Annotated in this window: 11 protein-coding genes and 1 tRNA gene; 8 read left to right on the forward strand and 4 right to left on the reverse strand. The window is 53.0% G+C overall.

What is annotated here, in order from left to right:
• Positions 1-9: 9 nt before the first annotated feature.
• Entirely contained in the window at positions 10-210 is a 201-nt protein-coding gene (locus KQY15_RS00375) for a CPXCG motif-containing cysteine-rich protein (protein ID WP_213994714.1), read from the forward strand.
• Positions 211-224: 14 nt separating this feature from the next.
• On the opposite strand, the gene KQY15_RS00380 is transcribed toward KQY15_RS00375, so the two are convergent.
• Complete coding sequence (locus tag KQY15_RS00380; RefSeq protein ID WP_217666416.1) at positions 225-851, reverse strand: riboflavin synthase subunit alpha; 627 nt, start codon at positions 849-851, stop codon at positions 225-227.
• 56 nt (positions 852-907) lie between these two features.
• On the opposite strand from KQY15_RS00380, the gene KQY15_RS00385 reads away from it, so the two are divergent.
• Positions 908-2,293 carry an MATE family efflux transporter gene (locus KQY15_RS00385; RefSeq protein ID WP_217666417.1) on the forward strand — a complete coding sequence of 462 codons (1,386 nt, stop codon included), beginning with the start codon at positions 908-910 and terminating at the stop codon, positions 2,291-2,293.
• A complete protein-coding gene (locus KQY15_RS00390) occupies positions 2,253-3,263 on the forward strand; it encodes a DUF3080 family protein (RefSeq protein WP_254795376.1) in 1,011 nt (336 codons plus the stop codon). The genes KQY15_RS00385 and KQY15_RS00390 overlap by 41 nt, the downstream gene beginning before the upstream one ends.
• 29 nt (positions 3,264-3,292) lie before the next feature.
• On the opposite strand, the gene KQY15_RS00395 is transcribed toward KQY15_RS00390, so the two are convergent.
• On the reverse strand, positions 3,293-6,157 hold the full coding sequence (locus KQY15_RS00395) for a S9 family peptidase (RefSeq protein ID WP_217666418.1): 2,865 nt from the start codon (positions 6,155-6,157) through the stop codon (positions 3,293-3,295).
• Positions 6,158-6,408: 251 nt separating this feature from the next.
• On the opposite strand from KQY15_RS00395, the gene KQY15_RS00400 reads away from it, so the two are divergent.
• Positions 6,409-6,485, forward strand: a tRNA-Val gene (locus tag KQY15_RS00400).
• Positions 6,486-6,549: 64 nt separating this feature from the next.
• Here KQY15_RS00400 and cobA read toward each other — a convergent pair.
• Both cobA and KQY15_RS00410 read right to left on the reverse strand, forming a co-directional pair.
• Positions 6,550-7,368 (reverse strand): uroporphyrinogen-III C-methyltransferase, encoded by an 819-nt coding sequence (gene cobA / locus KQY15_RS00405; protein ID WP_217666419.1) that lies wholly within the window; start codon positions 7,366-7,368, stop codon positions 6,550-6,552.
• Positions 7,355-10,069 carry a nitrate reductase gene (locus KQY15_RS00410; protein WP_217666420.1) on the reverse strand — a complete coding sequence of 905 codons (2,715 nt, stop codon included), beginning with the start codon at positions 10,067-10,069 and terminating at the stop codon, positions 7,355-7,357. The genes cobA and KQY15_RS00410 overlap by 14 nt, the downstream gene beginning before the upstream one ends.
• 388 nt (positions 10,070-10,457) lie before the next feature.
• Between KQY15_RS00410 and KQY15_RS00415 the strand changes: the two genes are divergently transcribed.
• The 4 genes from KQY15_RS00415 (at position 10,458) to KQY15_RS00430 (ending at position 14,851) form a co-directional block, all read left to right on the forward strand.
• Complete coding sequence (locus KQY15_RS00415) at positions 10,458-11,036, forward strand: ANTAR domain-containing response regulator (RefSeq protein WP_217666421.1); 579 nt, start codon at positions 10,458-10,460, stop codon at positions 11,034-11,036.
• The gene (locus KQY15_RS00420; protein WP_217666422.1) at positions 11,033-12,199 is read left to right on the forward strand and encodes a CmpA/NrtA family ABC transporter substrate-binding protein; all 1,167 of its coding nucleotides are present in this window, start codon (positions 11,033-11,035) and stop codon (positions 12,197-12,199) included. Before KQY15_RS00415 ends, KQY15_RS00420 begins: the two co-directional genes overlap by 4 nt.
• 262 nt (positions 12,200-12,461) lie before the next feature.
• The gene (locus KQY15_RS00425) at positions 12,462-13,868 is read left to right on the forward strand and encodes a CmpA/NrtA family ABC transporter substrate-binding protein (RefSeq protein WP_217666423.1); all 1,407 of its coding nucleotides are present in this window, start codon (positions 12,462-12,464) and stop codon (positions 13,866-13,868) included.
• Entirely contained in the window at positions 13,865-14,851 is a 987-nt protein-coding gene (locus KQY15_RS00430; RefSeq protein ID WP_217666424.1) for an ABC transporter permease, read from the forward strand. Before KQY15_RS00425 ends, KQY15_RS00430 begins: the two co-directional genes overlap by 4 nt.

Below are 14,851 nucleotides of genomic sequence, written 5' to 3' on the forward strand. Positions count from 1 at the left end.
GGAGGCAGTATGAGTATATTAACCAAAACCATCAGTTGCCCTTTTTGTGGTCATCCGGTGCACGTAGACGTAGAAGTGACTGACGATGATCAGGATTACATTGAAGATTGCAGCAACTGCTGCAATCCTATCCACCTAAAAGTACATAAAGATATTCAGCATCACAGCGTGCAGATCTTTGTCGATGCTGACGACGAGCAGTATTACTAAACGGTTAGCACAGGCTATGGCTCAGCCCCAAAGCGCTGCGCCATAACCCGCTCAACTGTTTTAATTATGGTCAGGGTTTGCTGATCCAGCTCAATATTCAATATATCGCCTTCGCGCTTATCGCCAAGGGTGGTGATCGCCAGGGTTTCCGGAATCAGATACAGGTTAAAGCCACTATCTGTCACCTCGCCTACCGTTAAACTGCAGCCCTCAACAGCAATAAAACCTTTGGCCAGAATATAAGGCAAAAAGCTTTTATCCAAACTGAGTTCCATGCTGACTTTATGCTGGTCACGCAATAGTCTGGTTAGGGTTGCAGTGGTCTGAACATGGCCAGACACAATATGGCCGCCCAGTTCGCTGCCAAAGGTCAGGGAACGTTCCAGATTAACTTTACTGCCCAATTCCAGCTTACCCAGGTTCGTTTTATCCAGCGTTTCTGCAATGACATCAAAACTTACCCAGCCAGCATCACTGTCAAAGGTCGTAACGGTTAAGCACACGCCATTAATAGCAATGCTGGCACCGCGCTCCAACGCTCGTAAATTAGCCGGCGGCACCGTTAATGTCAGGCGACGCAGCAGCCCTTCGTCGCGAATTTCGCGCACTTGCGCGGTTGTCTGAACTATTCCGGTAAACATAAAACCTCAATTGTGCTAAATTGCGCGCCATTAATGGCCAACCCGAATGATGGCGCATGGTACCCTTTTCCCGCTTTGAAGCCAAAACTCTGTTAAAACTGACTGGCCCAATAATGCTGGCCCAGCTGACCCAAACCATGATGTATTTTGTCGATACGGTAATGGCCGGTCGTTTCAGTGCCACCGATATGGCAGCCCTTGCTGTCGCGTCGGGGCTTTGGCTGCCGGTGGTGCTGACGCTGCAAGGTTTACTGCTAGCCTTAACGCCAATTGTGGCCCAGTATTATGGTAGCCGGCAAACCGAACCTGTCAGTCATTTTACCCTGCAAAGCCTGTATCTGGGAATGCTGCTGGCTGGCTTATTATTTATCCTGATGCTGTTCGCCGATATCCCGATTGGCATGTTAAATATGGAGCCGGAGCTTCGCGATAAAACCCTGCAATATCTTTATTACGTCAGCTGGGGGCTTTTCCCCGCTGCCGGTTACATTGTTATTCGTAATTTATTTGAAGGCATAGGTAATACCAAAGCCAGTATGTGGATCAGTTTTGTCGGCATTCTGGTGAATATTCCGGCTAACTATATTTTTATTTACGGCAAGCTGGGCATGCCGGCACTGGGCGGCGCCGGTTGTGGTATTGCCACCAGCCTGGTGTTTCTGGCCATGTTTGTTGCTATGCTTATCTACGGCTGGTATAGCCGCACTACCAGGCCCTACCGGCACTGGCCGAAGCAGCTTAGCGCAAATATTAAAGATATCTGGTACATCGTCTGCCTCGGCACCCCTATCGCTTTTTCTATCTTCTTTGAGGTTACGTTATTTGCCTGTATTCCGCTGGCGATAGTCCATCTGGGGCCAATAGTGGTGGCCGGCCATCAGGTGGCCAATAATTACAGTGCGCTGGTGTTTATGTTGCCGCTGAGCTTTGGTTTAGCTACCACCATTAGGGTGGGTCATCTAGTGGGCCAGCAGAACAACAGAGAACTGAAAACTGCTATTAGCACCGCCTTATGCATGGCGATTTTTATGTCGTTTTTTATCGCCTGTTTCACCTTTTTTATGCGCACTTATGTGGCATCACTGTATTCGACCAATCCGGCGGTTATTGCCATGGCCAGCTCGCTGTTGATTCTGGCTTGCTTTTACCAGTTATCTGATGCCATTCAGGTAGTATCGGCTTGCGCATTGCGTGGTATGAAAATAACCAAGCCAGTGTTTTACATTACCCTGTTTGCCTACTGGCCAATCGGTTTTGGCCTGGGCGCCGTATTAGGTTTAACTGACTGGCTGGTGCAGCCTATGGGTGCCCATGGTTTCTGGATAGGGATTATTATTGGCCTGAGTACCGCCGCAATTATGCTGGCCGTTATTTTACGCAAACATATAAAGAGAATTGATAATGAAATTGCGCATGCTGCTAATACTGGGAGCCTTGGTTAGCCTTAGTGGTTGCAGCAAACCGGATACTAAAGCAAGCTTAACCGATTACCAGCAGCGCCTGACCCGGGTATTGCAACTCGATAACGTTGACATACAAGCTGCCACCTTACCGCCCCTGCCAAGACCAGGCGAGCTCAGGCAACCTTTGCCTGATATCAGGCTGGATTTGCGCGACGCATGGGCCAGCCGGGAGTGCGGCCTGGATCAGTTAATTGGCGAGCGAAACAGTGGTCTGGGCCGGGTATTTCAGCCCAGTATGCAACTGCATTATGAACTGCGGCTGTTGGCCCGCCTGCAGCAATGTGATCAGCAAGACATCAGCCCTGAGCTGCAGCAGCAAATAAGCAGCTGGCAACACGAAAAACAGCAAAGCATTGCCGTCGCCCTTAGCAATATGTTACTCGCCGATGACACTCTGCACCGGCAATGGCAGGTAAACAACCTGCGAATAATACCGGGCGATGGCATTGGCTTGGTGCCAGCCAGCAGCGCTCTGGAAAACCTGATTTACCTGACAACTCTGATTAAGCAGCAACAATGGCAGCAGGCTGCAGAGCTGGATATTGAACAAAGTCTGGCCGCGCTTTACCAACATGATTTCCCGGCAAAACTGCAAGGAAGCCTGCGTTACAGTGCGGCCTGGTTTAGCCAGTTTAACCCGCAATTACTGGCAATAGCTCCAGACAGCTTGTGTCCAAACGGGCGCAGCACTGAGCAACTTACAATATTAACTACCGTATTCAGTAAATTTTTTATTGGTAAAGTGCAGGCCCACCTGGCAGAACTCACTCGCTACCATAATGAGCTATGGCCGTTAATTACCAGGCTTTATCAGGACACAGCAATTTACCCGGCGCTGCAACAACGTTATCAGCAACCTGCCGCACAACTGCAGCAGCAATTAATGCTGCATGTGCAGTGGTGGCAGCAGTTAAACAAGCAATGCCCGGCCGGTCTTACGCCAGGCTAAGGCATTATTCGTGTTGCTGATCAGGTAAACTACTTTTCATACTGCCGGTATGGCTCGCCATCTGTCCACCACTTGGGTGCCGGTGCACCTTTTAAATAATGATCAAAGAATTCACGCATCTTGATACTGTAATCCAGCTTATTGGCAAAACGCTGCAGGTGATGTGGTTCGCCTTCATATTGCAGCATTACCACCTCTTTACCTAACCGGCGCAGCGCCAGATAATATTCTATGCCTTGCTCCCAGGGCACGGCACCGTCTTCATCACCAAACTGAATCAACATTGGCGTATTTATTTGATCGGCGAAAAATACCGGCGAGTTATCAATATATGGCTTTAACTCTTCAAACATCGACACACCGAGCCGGCTCTGACCGGTTTCATACTGAAACTGCCTGGCCAGGCCACTTTGCCAGCGAATACCACTGTAGGCACTGGTCATATTCGCAACCGGCGCGCCCGAAACGGCTGCCGCAAACATATCCGTTTCAGCAACAACGAAAGCAGTCTGATAACCCGACCAACTATGGCCGTGCAAACCAATGGCTTTGGGATCGGCAATGCCCATATCAATTAACTTTTGTAAGCCTGGCACCAGTGACTCAGTAGCACTGGGACCCGGTGCCGCAGGCCTGAAGTGAATGTCAGGCAGAAACACCAGATAATCCTGGCCCAGATAATAAGGGAAATTCGGCCGGTGATTCACTTTCATCTGGTTATAGTGATGCAATCGCTGCGAGAACTTTTCGTAGTAGTACACTACTACCGGGTAACGCTTAACGGCATCATAGCCATCCGGGGTTAATAACACCCCTTGTAAAGGCTCACCAGTCGCGCTGGTCCACTCAATTAAATGGCTGTCACCCCAGATAAAATCTGCCTGCTGCGGATTAACATTGGTCAGTTGCCGCCGCTCACTAAAATTTGCGCTGGCCAGCCATAAATCAGGGAATTGCCGAAAACTCTGCTCGGAATACAAATAGTGCGGCTGAGCCTCGCTGAAATCGTTCAGGGTGTCGACAATGTCATAACGCTTTTTGCCTTGCAGCAGCACTGTCAACTCGCTTGCATCAGCATTTTTAGCCAGCTGCAAACGGGCAAAACCATATTGTTTGGTTTGCTCGTTATACATGCCAAGCAATAGCGCGGCATCCGTGGCCAGCGCCAGCTCATCACCGGTTTGTTTTACTCTGAATTGTTGCATAGCAGCACGGCCGTTGGTCAGTTTTTGGCTGCTACCATTCAGGCTTGCCTGCCAGATATCAAAGCGATCATACAACAGCACCGCAGTCTCATCCGCTAACCAGCCGGCGACACCATAACTTTCTGCCGCCACTGGCCGGTCATTCAGCTCATCTACCCATGATACCGGTACGTCTGCTGCCAACGGACGGGTACTGCCGGTTGTACTGTCAAATAGCTGATACGCCCCATCCTGCAAATACACTACGTAACGACCTGTGGGTGATAAATATGCAGATTCATGGCTACGGTTGGCACTGAACACTTGCTGACGCTTACCGCTGCTCAGATTAACGTGCCAAACATCATGCAAACGTCCGTTCCAGGTCATTTGTTTAAAATATGGTTTACTGTTGCTGATTAACTGCGCGGCTGAATGCTCGCTAAATTGCAATTGCTCGTCGATATCATCACTTAATACCACCATCCTTAAACTGTCTAACCAGATAACTGACGCTGCAGTGCGCTTTGCCGCCTGTTTATATTCTGCTTTTTGCTGGCTGTTAATCCGCTCGTCATCACCATGCCATACCTGCAATCGCCGATCAGCCAGTAGCCGCTCAACATTGTAAAGCTCAGCTTCAGTTTGTGGCGGTTCAATTTTAGCTGGCTTTGAACCAGGATCCGGCCGGTGACCGATAAACAGCCGCTTGCCGTCCTCGGTCCAACGCGGCGCATAGTGCTCGCTGAGTAACCAGCCTTCACGCGTGGTATTCAGCTGCTGCGCGTGGTTATCTCGCAAGGACCAGAGCCATAACTGCTGAGCTGCCTCTGTCTGGTTAGAGGCTTTTAACTGATCGCTGTCGGGCCCGCTGAAAAACACCAGCTGACTGCCCTGCTCATTAAACTTCAGCTGGTGCAGCTTTTGTGCTGTTGCATCATGTGCAGTAAATTGTTTGTTAGCAGCGCTGTCCCATACCAGCAGCTGCTGCTGTGCAGGTTGTTTGTCAGTTTGCGGGTCGGCGCTCTCTGTTGCTTGTAACTCAGCAACCCAGGCCACCAGTGCGCCCTCTGCCGCCACCGCAAAATCGGTTACCTGAGCCAGGGTTTGCATGTTGCCACTGGCCAGTTCCAGCGCCTGCAAGGTTTGTGTCCGGTCTTTGCTATCCGCCTTACGCACCAGTAACAATGCGTAGTTACCATCACCGCTAAATGCAAAGCGATCAATATTTGCAATCACCCGCTGCTCGCCCGTTTCGCTGTTTAGCAGTACTGCATTTTGCGCCAGTGCCTCCCGGGCTTTTTTATCTGTTGCCTGCTCACGCGCCAGTAAAGGCGCTTGCTGGCGAAACAGGGCAAAACGACCATCTACGGTAAGCTGGCCCTTATCACCCCGCTCTACACTGAATTGCTGGCCGCTACGCAAATTAATCAGATAGCCGGTGCTGTCGCCAAAATCCGGCTCAGCGGTGTAGAGCATTACTTGCTGGTTCTCGCTCACTTGTCGCTGGCTTATTTCCCTGAACTTCATAACATCAGTCAGCGCCAACGGCTTTAAGCCAGCAGTATCAACAGCACTTGACGCAATAACGGCTTGCGTTGCCGGAGCAACTGCCGGCGTTGATGTAGCATGATGTACACAAGCCGCACTGGCTGTGGCTAACAGCAAGCAGGCAAAGAGCCGACTGACGCCGCGAATAGTATTGGACATAAAACCCTCAGAAACGACATTACTTTTTTGTGTTTATACCCTGAAGTTATCATAAGCCGGGGCAAAAGGGGCTAACAGCAGGCAGCCAGCCAGCCTGGATACGACCAAATCCAATGCAGCTGCGGTTAATTACGCTATCGCCGGCTAAATTTCAGCCAAACGTCAGGCAAAACACGAAAAACACTTGCCAACCAGTCAGCAGCACAATAACATAGCCGCCGTTGTCAGCTAAGCGCTGCAACAATAAGTGTGCGTCCTTAGCTCAGCTGGTTAGAGCACCACCTTGACATGGTGGGGGTCGGTGGTTCGAGTCCACTAGGACGCACCAATAAATTCAAACAAAAACGCCGCTCAGCTGATTAAGCTTTAGCGGCGTTTTTGTTGTGGTCGTATCACGCTGCCACCTCACTGGCGAGCTGTGTCTTTAGCTGCGCTAACATTTGCCCGGCATCGCGTTGGCGCAGTGCCACCTGGCCCACCAGAATTAAACAGGGCGATTGCAGTGCCATGGTTTTTGCGGCATGGGTGGCATCGGCCAGGCTGCTTAACACTTGCCGTTGTTGCGGCCTACTGCCGTTCTCCACTAGTAACAGTGGCCAGTCAGCTGGCAGGCCATGAGCTATCAGCTGCTGGCTAATCTCGCCAAGCGCATTCAGCCCCATATAAAACACCAGGGTCTGGCCGGGTTTGGCCAGACTGGCCCAGTCTTGGGTAGTATCGCTGTTTTTATCCACCGCGCTGATAAAGCGCAGCTGCTGGGCAATACCACGCTCAGTCAGCGGTATGCCGGTCGCGGCAGCACAGCCAGAAGCGGCGCTGATACCGGGCACTATTTGCCACTGGATGCCGGCGCTGTCCAACGCATCCAGCTCTTCGGCTAAGCGGCCGAAAACAGCCGGATCGCCGCCTTTTAACCGCACTACTTTTAAGCCCTGCTGGGCCAGTTGCACCAGCAAGGCGCCGATTTCTGCCTGCGAATAACGATGCAGGCCACGGCTTTTACCGACATCAAAGCACGGACAGCCAGCCGGAATAAGCGCCAGCACCTCTTTACTTACCAGCCGGTCGTAGACTACAGCTTCCGCCTGCTGCATCAGCTTTAAAGCGCGCAGGGTCAGTAAATCTGCGGCGCCCGGGCCGGCGCCTACCAGCGCCACTGCACCGGCTTTAGTTAACTGGCCGCGCCGGTTAACAGTATTAATGGGTAACATCGCTAAGCTCCTTACTCTTTTGTTGCGCAATTAGCGCCGTTAGCTCCGGTAAACAGGAGCCACAGTTAGTACCGCATTGCAGCTGCTTACCAAGCTTGGCAGTGCTGTCAGCCCCCTTTTTTATCGCCTGGCAAATCGCTTTGCTTCGGACATTAAAACAGCTGCAAATCAGCGCGCTGTTATCGACAGGCCCACCCTGCCCGGCCCTGCCGCTTAGCATGCGCCGGCGACTGTCAAGGCTTAACGGCGCAGTAAATTGCTGGTTCAGCCAAACCTGATCGGTATCGGTTAATGCGGTGCCGGCCAGTAGCAGCCATTGCAGTTGGTTGTCCCGGATAGCTGCCGCGCGATAACTGGTTAATTCGCCATGTTGACTATCATTGCAATGCAGAGTTGGGGCTAATTGCAGCTGTTGCAGCAACAGGCTGATCTCAGCCAGTGAGGTAGTCACTGCCAGCCGGTAGCTCTGACAGTCGCTAAGTGGCACCCGCGCCAGATAATGCGGGCTAAATAATTGCAGTTGTTCAGGCGTTAAGGGTTGGCGGGTGAACAACAGTGCCTGCCAGTTGGCAACAAAACGCTTTAGCGCCACCTGGCTAAGCTTTAACGCCGGCTGGCCGGAAATCGGATCGGTATCGGCCGCAAACAACACATCAGCCCGGGCCTGGCTGGCAAACTGGGCGCTCCAGTGCATCGGTATAAACAGCTCACTGGGGCGCTGGTTATCGCTGATTTCAACACGCAGCAGCAAGCAGCCGCTGGCGTTACTTAGTTGTACCAGCTCGCCCTCACTGAGGCCGTATAAGGCAGCATCAGCGGGGTGTAGCGAAACAAAAGGCTCCGGCCTATGCTGCATTAAGCTGGCGACCTCACCGGTACGGGTCATGCTATGCCACTGATCGCGCAAGCGGCCACTGTTTAGCCACAGCGGCGTCGCCGGCGTTGCCTGAGTCAAGCCGCGCTGGCGTAGCGCAATAAACTGTGCCCGGCCACTGGCAGTAAAGAACCGGCCATCAGCAAATAAGCGCGCCATACCCTGTGGGTTGCTATCGGTTACCGGCCATTGGATAGGTGCAAGTTGCTGGTATTGCTCAGCGCTAAGTTGTGCCAGCGCCGAGATATTAAAAGCACGTTCGCCGTTATTTTGATATGCAGACAGCGCGGCATGTTCAGCAAAAATTTCTGCAGCATTGGCAAAATTAAAGCCCTGGCTAAAGCCCATAGCGCGGGCAACCTCACAGATAATTTGCCAGTCGGCTTTGGCTTGGCCTGGTGGTGGGCATAGCGCGCGCTGGCGTGAAATGCGCCGTTCAGAATTAGTCACTGTGCCATCTTTCTCGCCCCAGCCCAGCGCCGGCAATTTAATGCTGGCAACATCCAGCGTATCGGTATGCTGATAAATATCGCTAACGATAACCAGCGGGCACTTGGCTAGCGCGGCTTTTACCTTATCGGCCTGCGGCATACTGACCAGCGGATTGGTCGCCATTATCCACACGGCTTTAATCTCGCCACGCTCAATCGCCTGAAACAGCTCTACCGCTTTATAACCCGGCGTGGCGACCAGGTTTGGTGCCTGCCAGAACTCACCGACTAAAGCTTGCTGCGCCGGGTTACTGTAATCAATATGGGCCGCCAGCTGATTGGCCAGGCCGCCGACTTCGCGCCCGCCCATCGCATTGGGCTGACCGGTCAGCGAAAAAGGGCCACAGCCCGGCTTGCCAATGCGGCCGGTCGCCAGATGGCAGTTGATAATGGCATTAACTTTATCGGTGCCATCAATGGCCTGATTTACGCCTTGCGAAAACAGCGTCAGGCTAAACGTTTCATCGGCAAAGCAGCGGTAAAACTGCAAAACCTGCTCTAAGGGTAAATCACAGCCAATGGCTACCTGCTCCACTGTCGCTGCTTGCAGCTGCGCACTGGCCAGCGCGTCGGCAAAACCCTCGGTATGCAAATTGATAAAACGCTGATCTAGCTTGCCCTGCTGCGCTAGAAAACTGAGTAAACCATTAAACAGCAGCACATCGGTGCCGGGGCGCAGTTTTAAGTGTAAGTGCGCAGCCTCGCAGCTGGCACTGCGCCTTGGGTCTATCACCACCAATTTGGCGTCCGGCTTAGCCTGCAACACAGCCTGGATGCGCTGAAATAATACCGGATGGTTCCAGGCCATATTGGCCCCCACCAGCACAAACAAGCTAGCCTGTTCAATATCGTCATAGCAGCCTGGCACCACATCGGCACCAAAGGCGCGTTTATGCCCGGTCACGGTGGAAGCCATACATAAGCGCGAATTAGTATCCACGTGCGCACTGCCAATAAAGCCTTTCATCAGCTTATTGGCGACATAGTAATCTTCGGTCAGCAACTGGCCGGATAAATACATGGCCACGGCGCCGGGGCCGTGCTCAGCGATGGTCTGCTGTAAGCCTTCTGCCACCGCGCGAATGGCCGTTGGCCAATCACAGTCTGCACCATTAACTTCTGGCTGTAATAAACGGCCGCTAGTGCCCAGGGTCTGGCCAAGCGCACTACCTTTAACACAAAGCCGGCCGAAATTAGCTGGATGCGCGTCATCGCCCCTGATCCTGAGATGAGCACCCTGCGCTGTCGGGCCTTGCTCTGCGTTGCTGGCGCGAACGCCACAGCCGACGCCGCAATAGGGGCAGGTCGTTAAGATGTTGCTTAAAGTGTCGCTCATGTGTTTGGGCCATCTTCGAAAAGGCGAAAAAAAACGCCCGCTGCGGCAACCGGAAAACCGGAGACACAGCGAGCGCCATTGCTCGTGAAACTGTTTGCTTTGTTATTACCTCTTAGTGCAATTAAGGTTTTGCAAACACGATGCCAACTCGTAACTTTATTTATTATCAATACGTTACTAAAAAACCGCCGCTGTAGCAGCCGGCCACTGCGCCTTAGCACAGTGCAGGCCGCACCAAAAAAGAGCATTTCAGCCGCTTTCATCAGCCAGCCCGAATGCCTGATGCCGCTGTCAGCCCAACCACAGCAACAATAACGACAGGCTGGAACAGCTCTTGCTACACACTTACTAACTAACGTTAATAACGGACAGCTGTACAGTGGAGAAAATGCCGTTATCAGTGATGCTGGTAGATGATGAAACTGAGCGGGCGATGCTGGTAGAACACGCCCTGGCCGAGCACGGCTATCAGGTGGTATGCCGGCTAACCAGCACGGCTGCGCTGCGCTATCACGTCGAGCGGGTGCAGCCGGATATTATTATTATTGATATGGACTCGCCCGATCGCGATACGCTGGAGCATATGACGGTAATAAGCCAGCATAACCCGCGGCCTATAGTGTTTTTTGCCGGCCCCGATGATAGTCCAGACAGCATTAAGCGGGCTATTCAGGCCGGTGTCAGTGCCTATATTGTTGATGGCTTAACAGCAAAACGGGTGAAGCCGATTATCGACGTGGCAGTGGCGCGTTTTAACGAGTTTCAGCAATTACGCCAGCAGTTGCACAGCAGCCAGAACCAGTTGGCAGAGCAGCAACTGATTGATAAAGCCAAGCGCCTGCTAATAAAAAAGCAGCAAATGGATGAAGCCAAAGCCTTTAGCACCCTGCGTAAGCTGGCAATGGACCGGCAACAAAAAATGGCCGACGTCGCCAAAGATGTGATTACTATTCTGGAGGCACTATGACAGGGCGTTATCAGACCGGACAGCAAACACTAACGCTGGGCTTTGTGCCGTTGCTGGATGCCGCGCCGCTTATCCTAGCCAAAGAGCTAGGGCTGTTTGCCGCCCAAGGGCTGAAGGTGTCGCTGCAGCGCGAAGCATCCTGGGCCAGTATCCGCGATAAAGTCGCCTTTGGCGTGCTGGACGGCGCTCAGATGATAGCACCGCTGCCGCTGGCCTCCAGCTTAGGCTTAGGTGCGACAGCCGTGCCAATGACTACAGCACTGGTACTGAGCAGCGGTGGCAATGCGATAACCTTATCCAACCGCTTATTGCAGCAGCTGGATCTGGACTCGGCCAAACTACCCTGCCCACTGGCCAGTGGTAAGGCACTGCAGCAGTATCTACAACAAGTACCGCAACGCCAGCAACCGCTGCGCCTGGCCACGGTATCGCCTTATTCCTGCCATCATTATCAGTTGCATTACTGGTTAAGCACTGCCGGTATCAGCGCCCGCCAGGTTGACGTAATAGGTGTGGCACCGGCGGCAATGGCAGCACAACTGGCAGACGGCGCGATTGACGGCTTTTGTGTTGGTGAGCCGTGGAGCAGCCTGGCGCAGTTAAGCGGCCACGGTGCCATTGTCACCAGTTGCGATCAGCTGTGGCATAACTGGCAGGAAAAGGTATTTGCGGTAAGCCAGCAATTTGCAAACAGCCGACCGCAGTGTTATCTGGCCTTACTTACTGCACTGTTACAAGCCTGCCACTGGCTGCACGACATCCAAAGCAATAGCGATAAAACCGCCCAGCTGTGGCACTGGCTGGCGCAAAGCCAATATTTAGCCCTGGCAGATAGCGACTTAAACCACGCTAGTCTGTTTAACCCGGCGGTGCCGCAAGCGTTTTTTGGCGCAGCGCTTAATATGCCGTGGCGCTCGCAAGGCGCCTTTATTTTGCAGCAAATGCGCCACCTGCAGCAATGGCAGGGGCCGCTCGATCATCCGCTGTTAAACCAGGTGTACCGGCCAGATTTGTACCGCCAGGTTGCCGCCAGCCTCGGCTTTAATGCGCCGGCAGAGGACTGGCGGCTGGAAGGCAACGCTGGCGTAAATGATGCTGGCAGCCGCTTTGTTGATGGCCAGCTGTTTGGGGTCAGCAAACCCTTGGCTGCTGTGCAGCAATAGGGCCATGCTGGTGCAATTTGCACTGTTATTGTGCCTGAACACTGCAGGAACAAGTTACCAAAAAATATTAAGCAATTGAAAATAATCACCTTTTAAAACTGGCACACTAGCTGCTTTGTTTTAGTTACAGGTTGCAAAGAGGCAACCAAAAGATAAAACCAGCTAACAAGCTAATGGCAAAGGCGCCATCTGGCTGTATCCGCAACAGGGTGCAGCCAGATGGCGTTTTTTTTCGCCCTGTTTTTCTAAAAGGACAGCACTAATGACACAGCCGAATCGCATTAACCGCCGCCGTTTGTTACTGGCACTGGGTTTAAGCCTGAACTTAAGTTGTAGCTTACCGGCCTTTGCTGCACCGGAGAAACCGGATCTGAAACTGGGCTTTATTAAGCTGACCGATATGGCCCCGCTGGCGGTAGCGCTGGAGCGGGGTTACTTTGAAGATGAAGGCCTGTATGTGCAGTTAGAGGCCCAGGCCAACTGGAAAGTGCTGCTGGACCGGGTGATAGACGGCCAGCTCGACGGCGCCCATATGCTGGCTGGTCAGGCCTTAGCCGCCAGTATTGGCATAGGCACCCAGGCGGCGATGCAAACTGCCTTGGTGATGGACTTAAACGGCAATGCCTGCACCGTCAGCAACGCGGTATGGCAGCAGATAGCCGCTACAGTTGCGCGCAACAGCGATGGCAAACCGCAATATCCGGTTAGCGCTGAGGCGCTGCAAACAGCGCTGGCAGCCAAAACCAAACAGGGTGAAAAGCTGCAATTTGGTATGGTGTTTCCGGTATCGAGCCATAACTACGAACTGCGCTACTGGCTGGCGGCCGGTGGCGTACACCCGGGGTTTTATGCGCCGGAGCATGGCGATAACAGTGGCCAGCGACAAGCTGAGGTATTGCTCTCGGTTACGCCGCCACCGCAAATGCCGGCGACGATGGAAGCCGGCACTATCGATGGCTACTGCGTTGGCGAGCCGTGGAACCAGCAGGCGGTGCTGCGCGATTTGGGTGTGCCGCTGGTCACTAACTACGACATTCACACCAACCTGGCCGAGAAGGTGTTTGGGGTGAGCCAAAGCTGGGCTGAGCGTTACCCCGAAACCCATTTTCATCTGGTAAAAGCGCTGATCCGCGCCGGCCATTGGCTGGATGCAGATAACAACGCTAACCGAGCTGCCGCCGCCAAACTGATTTCGCAGCCCTATTATGTTGGTGCTGATGAAAAGGTTATCGCCAATAGCATGAGCGGCGTCTTTGCCTATGCCCGTGATGATATCCGCGCCACGCCAGACTTTAATGTGTTTTTCCGTTACCACGCCACCTACCCCTACTACTCGGATGCTGTGTGGTATTTAAGCCAGATGCGGCGCTGGGGCCAAATCAGTGAGGCCAAACCAGATAGCTGGTATCAGGATATTGCCAAACAGGTGTTTCAGCCGGCACTGTATCAGCGCGCCGCCAAAGCACTGATAGCCGAAGGCAAGCTCTCTGCTGCCGATTTTCCCGACTTTGCCACAGAAACGGGCTACCGGCCGCTTGATGCCACCCGCTTTATCGACGGTAAACCCTTTGATGCCACAGCGCCAAACGCCTATTTAAAGCAATTTGCCATTGGCTTAAAAGACTACACCTTTGCCAACGGCAAAAAGATGAGAGGAGCACAACAATGAGCGCTATTCCAACACAATGGTCACGGGTGCAACGCTATCTACCCGCCCAACAGCAACTGCAAAACTGGCTGAAACAAAGCCTGTTATCGGCAGCAGGTATTGCCGTGTTTATCCTGCTGTGGCAGCTGCTGGCCAGCCAAATCACCACTTCACTCGGCAGTTTTCCCGGCCCGGTGCAGGTAGCCCAGCAATGGTCTGGCCTGGTCGCCGAGCACAAGGCAGAAAAAAAGCGCGAAGCAGCGTTTTATCAGCGCCAGCAACAGCGTAATGCCGCCAGTTTAGCCGCTAACCCCGATGCGGTAATAACAGTACGGCCCTATAACGGCCGGCCAACCTTTTTTAGCCAGATTTTTACCAGCCTGTATACCGTACTCACCGGCTTTGTGCTGGCATCACTAGTGGCGATACCAGCCGGTATTGTTATCGGCCTTAGCCCACGGCTGTACAGCGCCTTTAACCCGCTGATCCAGCTGTTTAAGCCGGTATCGCCGCTGGCCTGGTTGCCACTGGTGACCATTTTGGTCAGCGCGCTGTATCAAAGCGAGCAGCCGCTGTTTGCGCGCTCATTTTTAGTGTCGGTATTTACCGTTACGCTGTGCTCCTTGTGGCCTACTTTGCTTAACACCATTGTTGGTGTCAGTAATATCTCACCGGATTTGCAAAACGTCAGCCGGGTATTGCAGTTGAACTGGCTAACGCATGTGCGGCGCATTGTGCTGCCCTCGGCGGTGCCGATGATCTTTACCGGCCTGCGCTTATCACTCGGTATTGCCTGGATGGTGCTGATTGCCGCCGAGATGCTGGCGCAAAACCCTGGCCTTGGCAAGTTTGTCTGGGATGAATTTCAAAACGGCTCGTCCGACTCACTCAGCCGCATCTGCGTCGCCGTGCTGGTCATTGGTTTAATCGGCTATGCACTGGACAGACTGATGCTGCAACTGCAGCAGCGGGTGAACTGGGATAAGAGCGCCCAGCTCAGGTAG

The organism is Arsukibacterium indicum (assembly GCF_019100565.1).
Classification (GTDB): domain Bacteria; phylum Pseudomonadota; class Gammaproteobacteria; order Enterobacterales; family Alteromonadaceae; genus Alishewanella; species Alishewanella indicum.